Genomic DNA, 15,649 nt, shown 5'->3' on the forward strand with positions numbered 1-15,649 from the left:
GAGTTTTATGATTTTACTAGCCATTGATACCGCTACTGAAGCCTGCTCTGTTGCGGTGAAAACCGAAAACGGTATTTTTCACCGTTTCGAAATTTGTCCGCAGCAACATAGTCAGCGATTGTTACCTATGGTTGATGAGGTAATGAAAGAAGCCGGTGTGAGCTTAAAAGAGACCGGCGGGCTGGTTTACGGTCGCGGGCCCGGCAGTTTCACCGGCGTTCGCATTGCCACCGGCATGATTCAGGGACTGGCTCTGGGCACGGGCCTGGAAGTCGCAGGTGTCAGCACCCTTACCGCGATGGCACAGCAGGTAATTGATACGCAGGGTGCCGGCCGTATCGCCTGCGCCATTGATGCGCGCATGGGTGAAGTGTACTTTGCACAATTTACAAATGTAAACGGTCAGGCGGAGTTAAACGGTGAAGAACAGGTATGCCCGCCTGAACACGCTGCAACGCTGCTCTCCGGAGATTTTGCCCGTGCCGGTACCGGCTGGATGGCCTATGATGAACTTAAGCAGTTTGGTGATAAGCCACCGAAAGTACTCTATCCCGACGCATTGCACATGCTGAAACCCGGCGAAGGGATGTTTGCCGGAGGCATGGCTACCAGTGTGGATAACATTGAACCTGTTTATCTGCGGGATAAAGTGACGTGGAAAAAGCTTCCCGGCAGGGAATAGTGGTGCGTTTTTTGCGTGACATTGTATTCGGGCTAAAATAAGCTTAAATATTCAGTAAACGCCACTCAGCGTTGCTTACAGCTTACTTAAACCCAGTATCAGCTAACCGTCAATCACAAAAACAGGAACTCATACAGCGTGGAAATTCAGTCCGGCTTCAGTATTATCAGACCTGATCAGGCGCCCCGCCGGGAGCAGCCTGAGAAAGTGGATGCCAGACAGAAAGAACCTGTTCAAAGTGTTGAAGGTATCGTTGTACCTGAACCGGTGCGCAGCAGCCAGTCTGATGATGTACTGAACTCTGCAAAGAAATTTCAGCAGCAAACCGGTTACGACCAGCCGGAAGGCAAAGGTCAGCAGGCCACTGCTGCCTACCAGAGCCTTGAACGGGAAGCGCAGCGGGATTCTATCCGTCAGCTCCTCGGTGTAGACATTTACGCCTGACCTCCTTATTCTTGAATCTGGTCTGCTCACCCCGATTAGTTTCGTTTTTCAGGCCATTGTTCAGGTTGCATTCAGTTTGCAACGTCATAATTAATAAAGTTTATCTTTTAGCATTCCGGGGCGTTTATGTTGCGTAAAATTTTTCTGCTGGTGGCGGTAGTCTTAGCAACCGGTTGTACCATTATTCCTGAAGATATCCGCGTACCGGACGACACCAATCTGGTCTCCTACAACAAAGCTGTTACCGGCGGTGACGGCGTGAAGGGCAAAATGGCCCGTTGGGGCGGTGTGATCGTTGGCGTGGAGAACAAGGAAAACAAGACCTGGGTTGAAGTGGTCAATTTTCCTCTGAATCACTACGGGCGTCCGAATACGTTTGAAGAAACCATTGGCCGCTTCAAAGTGGAACTTGATGGTTTTGTTGATCCGATTAATTTCGAAGAAGGCCGCTCCGTCACTTTCATCGGTGCTGTGGAACGTCCTGTTGCCGGCATGGTCGGCGAACAGCCTTACATGTATCCGCGTATCAAGGGTGAAAATTTCCATATGTGGCGTCAGGACTCGCTGAACTACGTACACCCCATGTTCTTTGATTATCGTATGGGCTGGTACTCACCGTTCTACTATTCGTTTTACCGTCCGTATTATTCGCCCTATACGTTCGGCGTCGGTTTCTCCCGCGGGTATTACAGAAGTGCTTATCCCAATGTCTCGCCGGTACGGGTTTCCGTTACCCGCAGTGGCAACAAGGGGACGATCAGCCGGCCTTCAACATCGACCCGCAGCAGCGTAAGCAGACCGGTTACCAGAACTTCCACGCCGGCTAATGGCGGCGCAAGACAAAATCTGAAGTAATCCGGCGGCAGGTTTATTCCTTATAAAGCGGCAATTCATTGCCGCTTTTTTCTTATTTTTGCCGCATCCGGAGGGCGTAAACATGTTAGAAACTGAATTTCAGGCCGGTGAACTCAAACTGGCTGCACTGGACAATCAGGGAGCCGGAACTGTTGTTATCGGTTTGCACGGCTATCTCGATAATGCTGTATCACTGGCGCCGCTGGCGCCATATCTGCAATCCTGCCGCTTCATTGCACTGGATTTACCGGGACACGGTCAGTCAGCCCACCGGCCGGCCGGTGCCCATTACCACCAGTTTGATTTCCTGCAGGATTTATACGCGCTCATCAAAGAGAATCAGTTTGAAAATGTGATCCTGCTGGGCCACTCACTGGGTGGTATCCTTGCGACACTCTATGCCGCTGTGTTTCCTGAACAGGTGAAAGCTGTGGTATCCATAGATGCCTGCGGACCGCTTACTCTGGATCCGCAAACAAGCGCTGAACAGGTCAGGGAGTCTGTCATCAGTCGTGATAAAAAGCGGCGAAACAAATTGAATATCGTGGATTTGGATGCTGCGGTGAAAGCCCGTTGCGCTGTTGCTGATATCCGGCCTGAACATGCCCGGGCAATTCTTTCCCGCAATCTGACGCAGGATGCATCCGGCCATTTTTTCTGGGCGAGCGACCCCCGCGTGCGCACAAAATCTACCCTGCGGCTGACTGAGTCTCAGGCAGAGGCATTTATGCGAAGCATAGAATGTCCGGTATTGTTTCTGGCAGCGGACAGCAGCTTTAAAAAGGTTGAGCAGGTTTATGCGAAAAGGCACAACTGGTTTAGTTACAGTCAGTGTAAAACTTTTACAGGCGGCCACCACATTCATATGGAAAAAACAGACGAAATTGGCTGCGAAATTCGTCAATTTGTTGAGCAATTGTAAATAGTGGCGTTTATCTTTTCTTTATCATCCTATAATATACGGAAGAAATCAGACCAGTTGTGAAATATTGGTTAAAGTTTGTGCTTTTTTGCAAATATAAAAATAAAAGTTACCGGAGGGTGTGTGGAAAAAATTTGGCTTGAGCATTACGACCCAAGTGTTTCGGCAGAAATTAACCCTGATCGTTATGCCTCTATCGTAGATATTTTTGAACAGTCTGTGACGACCTGGGGCGATAAAACCGCTTACATGAATATGGGTCACAGCATGACTTTCAATGAGCTGGACGTGTTGTCTGCTCAGTTTGCGGCTTATCTGCAAAATAGTGGTTTAAAGCGTGGCGATGCTGTCGCCATCATGATGCCAAATTTGTTGCAATACCCTGTTGCTATGTTCGGCGTATTACGGGCCGGACTCACCGTCATTAACGTGAACCCGCTCTATACCGCCCGCGAATTAAAGCACCAGTTAAACGATGCCAATGCCAAAGCCATTGTTATTGTCGATAACTTTGCCGCCACGCTGGAAAGTGTGATTGCTGATACACCGGTGAAAAAAGTACTGCGCACGGCGTTAGGGGATATGTTACCGGCTCCTAAGCGCTGGATAGTAAACCTGGCGGTGAAGCACGTGAAAAAGATGGTGCCGGAGTTTTCTCTGCCACAAGCTGAGTCGTTCATGTCAGCAGTGAAAGCCGGCGCCAATCACACTTATCAGCGTCCTGAGATAACAGGGGACGATCTGGCATTTTTACAATATACCGGCGGTACAACAGGCGTATCGAAAGGTGCGATGCTGACACACCGTAATATGATTGCAAACCTGGAACAGGTATCGGGTATTCTCGAAATCGTCATTGAGCCCGGTGAAGATGTCGTTGTCACTGCGTTACCGCTTTATCACATCTTTGCATTACTGGCGAACTGCCTGTTGTTCCTTAAATTTGGTTGTCCGAACCTGCTTATTACCAACCCGAGAGACATGCCGGGTTTTGTGAAAGAGCTGTCGAAACACAAATTTGCCATTTTGCCCGGGGTGAACACCCTGTTTAACGGTCTGCTTAATACGCCGGGATTCAGCGAACTTGATTTCTCCGGATTTAAGTTCGGTCTGGGCGGCGGTATGGCCGTGCAGCGCCCTGTGGCTGAACGCTGGCAAAAAGTCACCGGCACGGTACTGCTTGAGGGTTACGGCCTGACTGAGTGTTCGCCGGTGGTAGCGGTTAATTCTCCTACCATTAAGGCTTACAAAGGTGCTATCGGTATGCCGGTACCTTCCACAGAAATCCGTCTGCTGGATGATAACGGCAATGATGTGCCCTTAGGTGAAGCCGGTGAAATGTGGGTGAAAGGGCCGCAGGTCATGAAGGGGTATCTGAACCGTCCCGAAGCTACAGAAGAAATTCTTAAAGATGGCTGGCTGGCAACTGGCGATATTGCGAAGTCAGACAATGAAGGTTACTTCTATATTGTTGACCGTAAAAAAGATATGATCCTGGTCTCCGGCTTCAATGTGTTCCCGAATGAGATTGAAGAAGTGGCTGCCATGCATGATGATGTGGTGGAAGCGGCTGCTATCGGTGTGCCTCACGAAGTCAGTGGTGAAGTCGTGAAGTTATTTGTAGTTGCTAAGGACAAGAGCCTGACCGCTGAAACGGTTATTGCACATTGTCGTAAGCACCTCACCGGCTATAAAGTGCCGAAACACGTTGTCTTTAAAGACGAACTGCCAAAAACCAATGTAGGCAAAATTCTGCGTAGAGAACTGAGGGACTGAGTTCACCGTGACTTTACGCAACTAATTGGGACAGCCGGCATCATTGCCGGCTGTTTTTTTATGATGAAATATACCTTAATAACCGACGAAATTGCGCTGAAAGCTGTCTGTGAGAAGGCCTCTGCCGCTGAAGCAGTTGCCATTGATACTGAATTCGTACGTACCCGTACCCTGACGCCGCAGCTGGGACTATTGCAGTTGTTCGACGGTGAGCAACTGGCACTTATCGATCCGCTGGCGATTAATGATTTAAGCCCGTTTGTGGCATTAATGACGAATCCGGATGTGATCAAAGTGCTGCATTCCTGCTCAGAAGATCTGGAAACATTTCTTGCAGCATTCGGTGTAATACCTGCGCCGGTATTCGATACTCAATTTGCAGCAAGTGTGCTCGGCATGGGCGCGACCCTGGGTTATGCACGGCTGGTGGAACTGATGAGTGACGTGGTGCTGGATAAAGGGGAGTCCCGCACTGACTGGCTGGCCAGACCGCTACGGGAAAGTCAGCTGGTGTATGCCGCCAATGATGTACTGTATCTTTTACCTGTGTACTTACAACTGAAAGAACAAATCGAAGATGCCGGTAAATTTGATTGGGTAACGCAGGAAATTGCTGCACTGGGAGAAAAGAAGGCCGCACAAATTCCTCTGGAGCAGGCTTACCTTGTGCTGAAAAATACCTGGCGGCTTAATCCTGAACAGCTTACCGTGTTTCGCCATCTTGCAGGCTGGCGGCTTAAGGTTGCCCGTGAAAAAAATCTGGCCCTCAACTTTGTGGTCAGAGAAAGTCAGCTGTTCGATATGGCAGTAAAAATGCCGTTAAGCCGCACTGCGCTGAGTCGTATCGAGGGATTGCAGCCACAAACTCTCCGTCGTTACGGTGAAACGCTTACCACCCTGGTGGCTGAAGCAAAATCCCTTTATGAAGATACCCCCGCAGACAAACAATTACCCCGTATGCACCGGCTGATTGACTATCCCGAATATAAAAAGCATCTGGCGGCTATTAAGCGCCTGTGTGCAATGGTTGCTGCAGAGCAGGGCGTGTCAGAGGAAGTTGTGGCCTCTAAAAAACAAATCAATCAGCTGTTAAAATGGCAATGGTTTGAACTGGATGAAACCCGCGTGCAGGGGCTTCTGCCTGATCTGCTGAGTGGCTGGCGCCGTCCTCTGCTGGAAAAGGGGCTGGCCTCATTATTAGGGCCGCTGGCTTTCACCCGTTAAGCAATAATGCAGGACTGAATATGCTTTGTGCAATTTATAAAACCCGCCGGAAAGAAGGCATGTATTTATACGTGCCCGGCAAAAATGCTTTCGGTGATGTACCGGAAATACTGATGGAGAAATTTGGCACGCCGGAACTGGTGATGTTGATTTCCCTGGATAAACGGCCTCAGCTTGCCGGTGTCAGCAAAGCTGATCTGGAAGTAGCGCTGAAAGAAAAAGGCTTTTATCTGCAAATGCCGCCAAAAGCGGAAGACATGCTGGCTGCTCACCGCACAGAGCTTGGTCTGACGCCCCATGTGGATGAAAAACGGTGATGAAGGCATTGTTTTCAGTCAGCCCTGTTGTATTGCTCACCGTTTTTTTAATGCTGGCTTTGCCGGTTTCAGCAGAAGAAAAAAACGAAGCAGGATTTAAAGTCTGGTTACAGTCTCTGAAGCAGGAAGCAGTGGAAAAAGGCTATACGGCAGAACTGGTGGACAAAGCGCTGGATACTGCCACATTTCGTCCCACCGTAGTAAAGGCAGATAAAAATCAGCCGGAGAAAAAAATCACGCTGGATGATTATCTGGCGACCCGCGTGCCGGACTGGAAGGTCAGGCAGGCAATTACCCTGTATCGTGAGCATCAGTCTCTGCTGGATGGAATCGGCAGCAAATATGGTGTTCAGCCCCGCTTTATTGTCGCTTTATGGGGTAATGAGTCTAACTTCGGTAAAATCCAGGGCAACTATCCGGTGTTCTCTGCAGTGCTGTCTTTAGCCTATGAAGGGCGTCGTGAAGCGATGTTCAAAAAGCAGTTCTATGCTGCACTGGATATCATCCGTGATGGTCATATTGATATTGAAGCGCTGAAAGGTTCCTGGGCCGGTGCGATGGGCCAGAGTCAGTTTATGCCCGTTTCTTTTTTAAATTATGCCGTGGATTATGATGGTGACGGCAGAAAAGACATCTGGACCACGCCGGCAGATGTGTTTGCCTCTATCGCTAACTTTCTGTCCAGCGAGGGGTGGAATGATGACTACACCTGGGGCCGCCAGGTGAAGTTCGTTGATGGTTATGACGGTGCACATGCAGGCTTTGCAAAAGATGATTTCGTGCCGTTAACGGTATGGCAGGAAAGGGGCGTGCGTAAATTTGATTTAACAGACTTACCTGCTGCCGGCATCAAAGCCTCTCTTATCATGCCGGACGGCATCGATGGCCGTTTATACCTTGTCTATAATAATTTTCATACGCTGATGAAGTGGAACCGTTCATCATATTTCGGCGTCTCGGTCAGTTATCTGGCAGACCGGATCCGCAAAGGGGAATAACATGTATCAACATCTCAATATTCAGGGCCAGCCTGTTCCTTTGCCTGTGACACGTGCCCTGTGTATCGGCCGCAACTATCTTGATCATATTCAGGAGCTGAACAACACTGTGCCGGATGAAGCCTTGTTGTTTATGAAGCCGGCTCCGGCACTTTGTCATTTGTCTGAACCGGTGGTGATCCCTTCAGACAAAGGCGAATGCCATAACGAACTTGAAGTGGCAATATTGCTCAGTCAGTCACTGTGCAAAGCGACGCCTGATGACGCGCTGGCTGCTATTTGGGGTGCAGGGCTCGCTCTTGACCTGACCTTACGTGATGTACAAAGTGAACTCAAAGCGCAGGGCTATCCCTGGGAGCGTGCCAAAGCCTTTGATCGCAGTTGCCCGGTTTCGGCTTTTGCTCCGTTGACGCAAACCGGAGATCTTACTGACATTCATTTCACCCTGACTGTGAATGATATCGTGCGTCAGCAGGGCCATACAGCAATGATGATACGGCCGGTAGCGGAGCTTATCGCAGAAATGTCTCACATCTTCACCCTGCAACCCGGCGATATTATTCTCACCGGAACGCCAAAAGGCGTAGGCCCGCTAAATGCCGGTGACAGGATCCGCGCAGAGCTGGGCGAATTAATGTCTGTTGAAACGAATGTGGTGATGTGATGACACCGTTCTGGGAAACAAAGACGCTTGATGAAATGACCGTTGCTGAGTGGGAATCACTGTGTGACGGTTGTGCAAAATGTTGTCTGCATAAGTTCATTGAAGATGACGATGCTGAAGAAGCCGCACCAACGGATACCCTGAATCAGGGAGAGGAAATTCACTATACCAACATTGCCTGTTCGCTTTTGAATACCAAAACCTGTGGCTGCACCCGCTATGCAGAGCGCACAAAGCTGGTACCTGATTGTGTAAAGCTGACCAAAGAGAATCTCAAGGATATTTTCTTTATGCCGCCAAGTTGCAGCTACCGGCGGTTGCATGAAGGTCGCGGGCTGCCGTCCTGGCATCCGCTGCTGAATAAAGGCAAGAAAGCCAAAATGCATCAGGCCGGTATGTCTGTGAGAGGGAAAACGGTATTTGAAACGGATGTGGATTTAGACGCGTTTGAAGATTATATCGCCAGCTGGCCTTTGCACGATGCAGACTGATGTCCGGCTATTCGTTCGTTAACGCGTAAAGCAATGCATGTCTGCCGCAAATACGTTTGCGGCAATAACCTTCCTTTTCTGCCCCCAACTTTTCTGCAACACGCAAACTGGCTTTGTTATTGGGTTCAATAAACAACTCCAGACGAAATAAATCCATCTGATTAAAAGCCAGTTTTTTCATAGCCTGACACAGCTGAACAGCCAGACCCTGTCCGCATGCCTCAGGCCGGATCCAGAAACCCAGGTTGGCGTTACGGTGCAAAGGGTGGATATAGTTTATCAGTCCCATGCCGAGGCAACGGTTGTCCATCACCAGCAGGTAGGTGATACCGTAACCCTGCTCACGCTGATTTTCCAGGGTGGTCAGACACTGACGGGCCTGCGCGGGGGTGACAGGGCACAGATCTGTACCCATCCATGGCCGCACATGACTGACTGATTGCTGGGACGCTTCGCATAACATATCGGCATGTTTTTGCCCGGCCCGTTCAATACTGATGGGGCTGGTTGTGGTTGCAATAGCAGGAAGCCGCGATGGCAGGGTACTTAAGTCAATCAAAAGGGTTTCTTGTCCAGTAAACGACAGCCAAACACGATAACGAATACGGCAGCGTAAATCCCGAAGATCACCATCATCCACTCAGGCATACCCAGTCCGGCAACACGCCAGCCGTCATCCAGGCAATCCCCTTTTGCTTCAAATATGGCTGGTAACCAGTCGTAAAGAGGCATAAATGAAGGGAAGTTTGGCACTATTTCGCAACTGGCAAACAGAGAAGTACTGTGAATGATATCGTACTGTTCACGGGCGATCATGAAGCCCCATACCGAGGAAACCGCCCAGCCGGCGAAAGCCAGCATCCGCGTCAGGCCATGATTCACAATAACGACCAGTAAACCGGACAACAAAATACCGATAACCGCTGTACGCTGATAAATACACATGACACAGGGTTGCAGGCCATTAACATGCTGAAAATACAATGCTGCAGACAACAGTCCTGCGGCAGATAAAAATAAAAGAAGCCAGGCGGGTTTATACTCCGCCTGGCGACTAATCCATTGAATGAGATTCATTGTTGCAATAAAAACCTTAGTGCGGCTCAGCGCCTGATACTGGCATCGTGGCTGAATGGTGCTCAATAAGGTGCATATCGTATAGCGCTTGTGTGGCATCTGCCAAGCCAAAATAGGTGGCTGCCAGTCCTACTAAGGTGAGTACCACGGTGTAAGGCAGCGCCATCACTACCATTTTTCCGTAGGATAAGCGCAACAGCGGGGCAATGGCCGACGTTAACAGGAATAAAAATGCTGCCTGGCCGTTAGGTGTCGCTACAGAAGGCAGGTTCGTACCTGTATTGATAGCAACAGCCAGTAAGTCGAACTGGTCACGGGTGATCTGGCCTTCCTGCAGCGCTGCCATCACTTCCGTAATGTACACAGAGCCTACAAACACGTTATCACTGACCATCGACAACACACCGTTGGCAAGATAGAACATCACCAGCTGGGTTTCGCCTTCGAAAGACAGTACCCAGTGGATAACCGGCTGGAACAGGCCCTGGTCGATAATTACCGCAACCACACCGAAGAAAACACATAGCAATGCTGTGAACGGCAGGGCTTCTTCAAACGCTTTACCTAACGCATGCTCTTCAATAATACCGCTGGCAGATGTTGCCAGAACAATGACTGACAAACCGATAAGACCAACAGAAGCAAAGTGACCCGCAAGTCCCACAACCAGCCAGACACCAATTAACGCCTGAACGGCCAGACGGGCTTTATCGCGGTTGGTGCGGCCTTCATCCATATGTTTGTCGTAGGATACGAGAATGTCTCTTACTGCCGCCGGTAGCTGGGCACCGTAGCTGAACAGTTTCGTTTTTTCCAGAATCATTGTAGTTGCCAGACCGCATACGAATACGGGTAAGGTAATCGGTGCCATACGGGTAAAGAACTCTACGAAGTCCCAACTCGCTTTATCAGCAATAATCAGGTTTTGCGGTTCACCTACCATGGTCATCACGCCACCCAGCGCAGTACCCACCGCTGAGTGCATCATCAGGTTACGCAGGAAGGCACGGAAGTTCTCCAGATCATCACGCCCCAGATTCGACACACCGTCATCGTCTGTATGATCATGGTCATGATGAAATTCTTTGCCGGAGGCGACCTTGTGGTAAATCGTGTAGAAACCCAGACCCACCGCAATAATGACCGCAACAACCGTTAATGCATCAAGGAAAGCAGATAAAAACGCGGACGCTGCAATAAAAGACAGCGATAATATCATCTTGTTTCTCACCCGTATGACCAGCTTGGTAAACAGGAACAGCAGCAGATCTTTCATGAAGTGAATACCGGCAACCATGAAGACCAGTAACAGCAGTACCTCAAGGTTCACTTCAATTTCATGCATCATGTGTTCGGGCGAGGTCATGCCAATGAACATCGCTTCAATCAGCAAAAGACCACCCGGTTGCAAAGGATAACATTTTAGTGCCATCGCCAGCGTGAAGATAAACTCGATGACCAGTGTCCAACCCGCGAGGTATGGATCTACCATGAAAAGGAAAGGATTGAGAATAAGGAACGCTACAATTGTTTTTTTGTACCAGTCCGGCGCATGCCCGAGAAAGTTCTTATAAAGCGCCATAGGTAGCGATGTTTGCATAGTTAATTTTCCTTTAACAACTTGTTGCGATGTGAATGTAATTATTATCGTAAATCTTGTCCAGCGAATGTTGGACATTAGCCAAGTTATGGTTTTTAGTGGCTTTTATCACATCTGGTACACTCATAATCAAACTCTACCTGAAAAAAACAGCTTGAGAAAGCTGCCGCAGGCCTTAGTTAGTATAACTTATATCAGTTTTATGACTGATTAATTGATTGTGTTAAAGAAAATTCCTCTGGTACAATGAGTTTGACAATAAAAAGAGATTCAGGCGAGTCACCTATGATTTATAAAGCCCAGAGCCCGGCAGGTTTTGCTGAAGAGTATATTGTTGAGTCTATCTGGAGTGGTCGTTTCCCTCCGGGGACCATTCTTCCGGCAGAACGGGAGCTGTCCGAGCTTATTGGTGTAACACGCACCACGTTACGCGAAGTATTACAACGACTCGCCAGAGACGGCTGGTTGACGATTCAGCACGGTAAACCCACAAAAGTGAACAACTTTTGGGAAACTTGTGGTCTGAATATTCTGGAAACCCTGGCCCGTCTCGATCAGGACGGTATTCCCGAGCTGGTGGATAACCTGCTGGCCGCACGTACGAATTTAAGCGCAGTATTTATTCGTATGGCAATCCGGAATAACCCTGAAGACTCTGCGGAAATTATCGCCCGGTATCTGAATATTGAAGAAGACGGCAAAGAATTTGCGCATTTTGATTATCAGCTAAACCATGATCTCGCGCTGGCATCCGGCAATAAAGTGTTTGTTCTGATGATGAACGGCTTCCGCGGATTGTATTCCCGCATCGGTGGTTACTTTTTTGCCCAGCAATCCGCCCGTGATGTGGCGAAAGATTTCTACGGTAAACTGTTAGCGGCAGCGAAATCCGGAGACCACGAGAGTGTACCAGGCCTGATCCGTCAGTATGGTATCGCGTCAGGTAAAGTGTGGGCACAAATCCGCGAAGATATGCCTAAAGATCTCGTCGACTAATCATTCTGTTTTATCCTGAAAGCCCGGTATCCGCCGGGCTTTTTGCTATTTGCCTTTCGCATCTCCCGGGCTTGCGGTAAAGCCTTTACTTCCTTTATGCTGGGATCCGTTTTACCCGTCATGTTGTTTTCTTGCTGTCGCCGCACGCCGGTGAAGTCAATGCCGGTGGAGTTCAAAACGGGTCAGCCGGCCCTGAATCAACCTCTCAGACAGTAAGGAAACACAATGAACCTCAATCCCGTTGGCTGGTTTGAAATTTACGTCAGTGATATGTCCCGGGCACAAACCTTCTATGAATCTGTTTTTATGTGTGAGTTAGAGACAATCTCTGTACCTGCGGATGAATCGCTGGTCATGAAAGGATTTGGCTCTGACATGACGGCTTACGGAGCCAGTGGCGCGCTGGTCAGTATGGAAGGAATGACACCCGGCGGTACGGGCACACTGGTCTACTTCTCCTGCGATGACTGTGCCATTGAATGTGCCCGCGTACCCAAAGCGGGCGGCACGGTCATTAAGGAAAAATTTCCGATTGGCGAATATGGCTTTGTCGCACTGCTGCAGGATAGTGAAGGCAATATGATTGGTCTGCATTCCCAAAAATAAACGGGATTAGTATGCGCTTTCTAACTTTTCATTTTATGGTTGTGTCAGATGAAGCGAATTCCACTAGGAGATCCGAAAATGACCAAATCAGATACCATTAAAAGCAAATTGAACGATGCTGAAGATTTTGCCCGCAAAGTCTGGCTTGCCGGTCTGGGTGCTTACGGTAAAAGTGTTGAAGAAGCACAGGGCCGTTACGAAAAGCTGAGCACTGAAGCATCTAAAATGTTCGATGAATTAGTGAAAAAGGGGGAAACTTTAGAAGATGACGCCCGTACTAAATTCAAAGAAACCACTGACGATGTTGAAAGCCGTGTAAGTGATGTACGTCAGAAGCTGGGACTTGATACGGATAATACAGATCATCGTATCGAAGAGCTTTCAGCCAAAATTGACGCATTGACAGAAGCGGTTGCCAAGCTGGCAGCGAATAAATAATGTCAGATTGCCGTGTGTCCGGCACGACGGGTACACGGTGTTTTCGCCGCTACGATTTCTTCAGTATAAAGGAAAAGTGATGGTACAGAAAAATAAGCCAAACGGTCCGTTGACCGGCTGGATTGAAGCCGGCTCCGAACTTATCGCTGAGCAGTTGTCCGGTGTGACTGAACAGATAAACCGTCAGCTTGATGCGCAAAAAAAATCCTTCGATGAGCTGCAGCAACGGGGTGCCAGGATGGATGCACATCTCCGGTCATCTTTATCGCCTTCGGCTGTTTTTGCCAATATGGAACAGTTAGTCAAAACCAGTCCGCTCTGGTCATTTGTGCCGTCTTTCACGGCAAAGCGTGATAAACGTGAGCAACAACTTGATGTGTTGTCGGCGAAAGTGGATGTACTGGTAGAACAGGTCGCGTTACTGGCGGCAAAGCAGGCACAGGAAAAAGCTCAGGCAAAACAGGAAGCTGAAGCTTCTGCCAAAGTGAAAACGAAAGATGTAGCTGAAAAAGCTGATTCCGCTGTTACAGCTGCAAAATCTGCCAGTGCAGAGACGCCGGAGAAGCCTTCGCGGAGACCTTCAACCCGGAAGAAAACGGTGACTTCTACTCCCGGAGCGAGACCCCGCTCGGTATCTTCAGTTCGTCCTAGAGCAAGGTAACGCTCACAGTCTGTCTGTTATCAGAGTCTGCCGTGTAATGGCAGGCTCCGGTTTTATAAAGATTTAATTTCTCTTATATTGGAAAAAGTGGCCGGGTGCTTCTATACCTTCTTTAAAAGGAGGACAGGGCATGCCGTTTTTTTCACGCAACGACGCAGCAGTACAAGCACTTCAACAATCTATACTCGCCGTAGTGACCATTGATGAGCACAATAAGGTCACCTTTTATAATGACGCCGCACAACAGCTTTGGGGGTATTCGCCTCAGGAAGTGCTGGGTCGCAATATTCAGATGCTGGTTCCCCGCGAACACCAGAGTAATCATGACAGCTACGTCAATGCTCACCGTCAGACCGGTGTGAATAAGATAGTGGGCAGTGCCAGGGAAGTTGAGCTGGAAACCAAATCCGGAAAGCGTATCTGGGTTCAACTGGCGCTGTCTCAGGTGATCGTTAACGGCAAGAAGCATTACACGGCTTTTGTCCGGGATGTCACGGAGGAGCGTGAGTCGCGGGAAATTGTTGAGCAAACCCTTGAGCAGGCTCTGGATGCGGTTGTATGCATCGACCACAACAATCTGGTGACGCTGTTTAATGCCTCTGCTGAAAAAATGTGGGGGTACAGCCGGGACGAAGTGATCGGGCAAAACGTTAAGATGCTGGTGCCCCACGCCATTCAGGCTAACCATGACGAATATGTGAATGCAAACCGCCGTACCGGACAGGACAAAATTGTCGGCACCAGCCGCGAAGTGAAAATTGAAACAAAGCACGGCGATACATTGTGGGGAAAGTTGTCTCTTTCTAAAGTACGTCTTGATGAGCGAACGCTTTACACCGCGTTTGTTAAAGATGTTACGGAAGAAGTTGAGCAACGTGAGCTGCAACGTATGCTGTCGCTGGTGGCGAATGAAACTGACAATGCAGTGATTATCTCTGATGCAGAGGGTCTGATTGAGTACGTGAATAATGGCTTTGAGGGGTTAACCGGCTGGACACTGACTGAAGTGAAGGGGCGGAAGCCGGGCTCCTTTCTGCAGGGGGAAGAGACCGACCCCAGGACTGTCGATGTTATCCGTCAGAAAATTAAGAACCGGGAAGCCTTTTACGATGAAATTCTGAATTACCGGAAAGATGGTACGCCTTACTGGACGTCGCTTTCAATAAACCCGGTGTTTCAGGACGGAAAGCTGGTTAATTTCATTGCAGTACAGGCTGATATTACCCGGGTGAAACAGATGGCGCTGGATTTCACCAATAAACTGAAAGCAATCGGAAGTGCACTGGTACTGATGGAAATGGAGCCCGGCGGCAAAGTGGTGGACGTGAATAAATTGCTCAGAACCACGCTGACCGGTGTAGTTAATCAGGACGTATTTGCGCAGCGTATTCTGCAGGCCCTGAGTGCGGAAGATAAAGAACAGCTCAATCAGAATGGGTTTGTATCGAAAGTTATCGAAATCCATGAAAGTGACAAATATCTCGCTTTTGATGCGCGGATTAGTGCGCTGAAGAGTTTTAATGGCGATATCACACGCTACGTGTTCTTCGCCATTGATGTGAGCACCCGCAAGCAGGCGGTTAACCAGACGCTGGTTGCTATGAAAGAGTTATTAACAACCAGCCAGACGATCAGCTCTATCGTCGGCACAATTAATAGTATCTCTGAACAAACCAACTTACTGGCTCTCAACGCAGCCATTGAAGCGGCGAGGGCCGGAGAAACAGGGCGGGGATTTGCCGTTGTTGCCGATGAAGTGCGAACCCTTGCCGGGAATTCAAAACAGTCTTCCGACGAAATCGATAACCTGGTAAAAACTACCGTCAGCAATATTGAAAAGCTGGATGAACTGATTCAGAAAATTGACAGTTAAATGGCTGGCTGGCGATGCCTGCGGA

18 protein-coding genes are annotated in these 15,649 nt (G+C 49.0%); 15 read left to right on the forward strand and 3 right to left on the reverse strand.

Annotated elements, in window-relative coordinates; genetic code table 11:
* Positions 1-7 precede the first annotated feature (7 nt).
* The 10 genes from tsaB to ACXAH4_RS10660 all read left to right on the forward strand — a co-directional run bounded on the left by tsaB (position 8) and on the right by ACXAH4_RS10660 (position 8,373).
* Complete coding sequence (gene tsaB / locus ACXAH4_RS10615; RefSeq protein WP_474846504.1) at positions 8-682, forward strand: tRNA (adenosine(37)-N6)-threonylcarbamoyltransferase complex dimerization subunit type 1 TsaB; 675 nt, start codon at positions 8-10, stop codon at positions 680-682.
* A 138-nt stretch (positions 683-820) separates the two neighbouring features.
* Positions 821-1,126, forward strand: a complete 306-nt coding sequence (locus ACXAH4_RS10620) for a hypothetical protein (RefSeq protein WP_303575407.1) — start codon at positions 821-823, stop codon at positions 1,124-1,126.
* 126 nt (positions 1,127-1,252) lie between these two features.
* The gene (locus ACXAH4_RS10625; RefSeq protein WP_232373368.1) at positions 1,253-1,981 is read left to right on the forward strand and encodes a Slp family lipoprotein; all 729 of its coding nucleotides are present in this window, start codon (positions 1,253-1,255) and stop codon (positions 1,979-1,981) included.
* A gap of 82 nt (positions 1,982-2,063) precedes the next feature.
* Positions 2,064-2,903 carry an alpha/beta hydrolase gene (locus ACXAH4_RS10630; protein ID WP_474881824.1) on the forward strand — a complete coding sequence of 280 codons (840 nt, stop codon included), beginning with the start codon at positions 2,064-2,066 and terminating at the stop codon, positions 2,901-2,903.
* Positions 2,904-3,026: 123 nt separating this feature from the next.
* Positions 3,027-4,679 (forward strand): long-chain-fatty-acid--CoA ligase FadD, encoded by a 1,653-nt coding sequence (fadD, locus tag ACXAH4_RS10635; protein WP_474881826.1) that lies wholly within the window; start codon positions 3,027-3,029, stop codon positions 4,677-4,679.
* A gap of 63 nt (positions 4,680-4,742) precedes the next feature.
* Entirely contained in the window at positions 4,743-5,903 is a 1,161-nt protein-coding gene (rnd, locus tag ACXAH4_RS10640; RefSeq protein WP_474881990.1) for a ribonuclease D, read from the forward strand.
* A gap of 20 nt (positions 5,904-5,923) precedes the next feature.
* Positions 5,924-6,220, forward strand: a complete 297-nt coding sequence (locus ACXAH4_RS10645; protein WP_303575399.1) for a YcgL domain-containing protein — start codon at positions 5,924-5,926, stop codon at positions 6,218-6,220.
* Entirely contained in the window at positions 6,220-7,218 is a 999-nt protein-coding gene (locus ACXAH4_RS10650) for a lytic murein transglycosylase (protein WP_474881828.1), read from the forward strand. The genes ACXAH4_RS10645 and ACXAH4_RS10650 overlap by 1 nt, the downstream gene beginning before the upstream one ends.
* Position 7,219: 1 nt before the next feature.
* On the forward strand, positions 7,220-7,882 hold the full coding sequence (locus tag ACXAH4_RS10655) for a fumarylacetoacetate hydrolase family protein (RefSeq protein WP_474881830.1): 663 nt from the start codon (positions 7,220-7,222) through the stop codon (positions 7,880-7,882).
* Positions 7,882-8,373, forward strand: a complete 492-nt coding sequence (locus ACXAH4_RS10660; protein WP_474881832.1) for a YcgN family cysteine cluster protein — start codon at positions 7,882-7,884, stop codon at positions 8,371-8,373. The genes ACXAH4_RS10655 and ACXAH4_RS10660 overlap by 1 nt, the downstream gene beginning before the upstream one ends.
* 7 nt (positions 8,374-8,380) lie before the next feature.
* On the opposite strand, the gene ACXAH4_RS10665 is transcribed toward ACXAH4_RS10660, so the two are convergent.
* The 3 genes from ACXAH4_RS10665 to nhaB are packed head-to-tail and all read right to left on the reverse strand — an operon-like array spanning position 8,381 to position 11,050.
* Positions 8,381-8,932: a GNAT family N-acetyltransferase gene (locus tag ACXAH4_RS10665; RefSeq protein ID WP_474846494.1), complete on the reverse strand. Its 552-nt coding sequence runs from the start codon at positions 8,930-8,932 to the stop codon at positions 8,381-8,383.
* Positions 8,929-9,450 carry a disulfide bond formation protein DsbB gene (gene dsbB / locus ACXAH4_RS10670; RefSeq protein WP_119501854.1) on the reverse strand — a complete coding sequence of 174 codons (522 nt, stop codon included), beginning with the start codon at positions 9,448-9,450 and terminating at the stop codon, positions 8,929-8,931. The genes ACXAH4_RS10665 and dsbB overlap by 4 nt, the downstream gene beginning before the upstream one ends.
* Before the next feature lie 16 nt (positions 9,451-9,466).
* A complete protein-coding gene (gene nhaB, locus ACXAH4_RS10675; RefSeq protein WP_474881833.1) occupies positions 9,467-11,050 on the reverse strand; it encodes a sodium/proton antiporter NhaB in 1,584 nt (527 codons plus the stop codon).
* 285 nt (positions 11,051-11,335) lie between these two features.
* Between nhaB and fadR the strand changes: the two genes are divergently transcribed.
* The 5 genes from fadR (at position 11,336) to ACXAH4_RS10700 (ending at position 15,624) form a co-directional block, all read left to right on the forward strand.
* Positions 11,336-12,046, forward strand: a complete 711-nt coding sequence (fadR, locus tag ACXAH4_RS10680; RefSeq protein WP_474846489.1) for a fatty acid metabolism transcriptional regulator FadR — start codon at positions 11,336-11,338, stop codon at positions 12,044-12,046.
* A gap of 225 nt (positions 12,047-12,271) precedes the next feature.
* Positions 12,272-12,652: a VOC family protein gene (locus ACXAH4_RS10685; protein ID WP_119501851.1), complete on the forward strand. Its 381-nt coding sequence runs from the start codon at positions 12,272-12,274 to the stop codon at positions 12,650-12,652.
* A gap of 78 nt (positions 12,653-12,730) precedes the next feature.
* Entirely contained in the window at positions 12,731-13,090 is a 360-nt protein-coding gene (locus ACXAH4_RS10690; RefSeq protein WP_119501850.1) for a phasin-related domain-containing protein, read from the forward strand.
* 79 nt (positions 13,091-13,169) lie between these two features.
* Entirely contained in the window at positions 13,170-13,751 is a 582-nt protein-coding gene (locus ACXAH4_RS10695) for a hypothetical protein (protein ID WP_474881835.1), read from the forward strand.
* 130 nt (positions 13,752-13,881) lie between these two features.
* Entirely contained in the window at positions 13,882-15,624 is a 1,743-nt protein-coding gene (locus ACXAH4_RS10700; RefSeq protein WP_474881837.1) for a PAS domain S-box protein, read from the forward strand.
* Positions 15,625-15,649 lie beyond the last annotated feature (25 nt).

It is taken from the genome of Alteromonas sp. ABV2_168 (assembly GCF_056161165.1).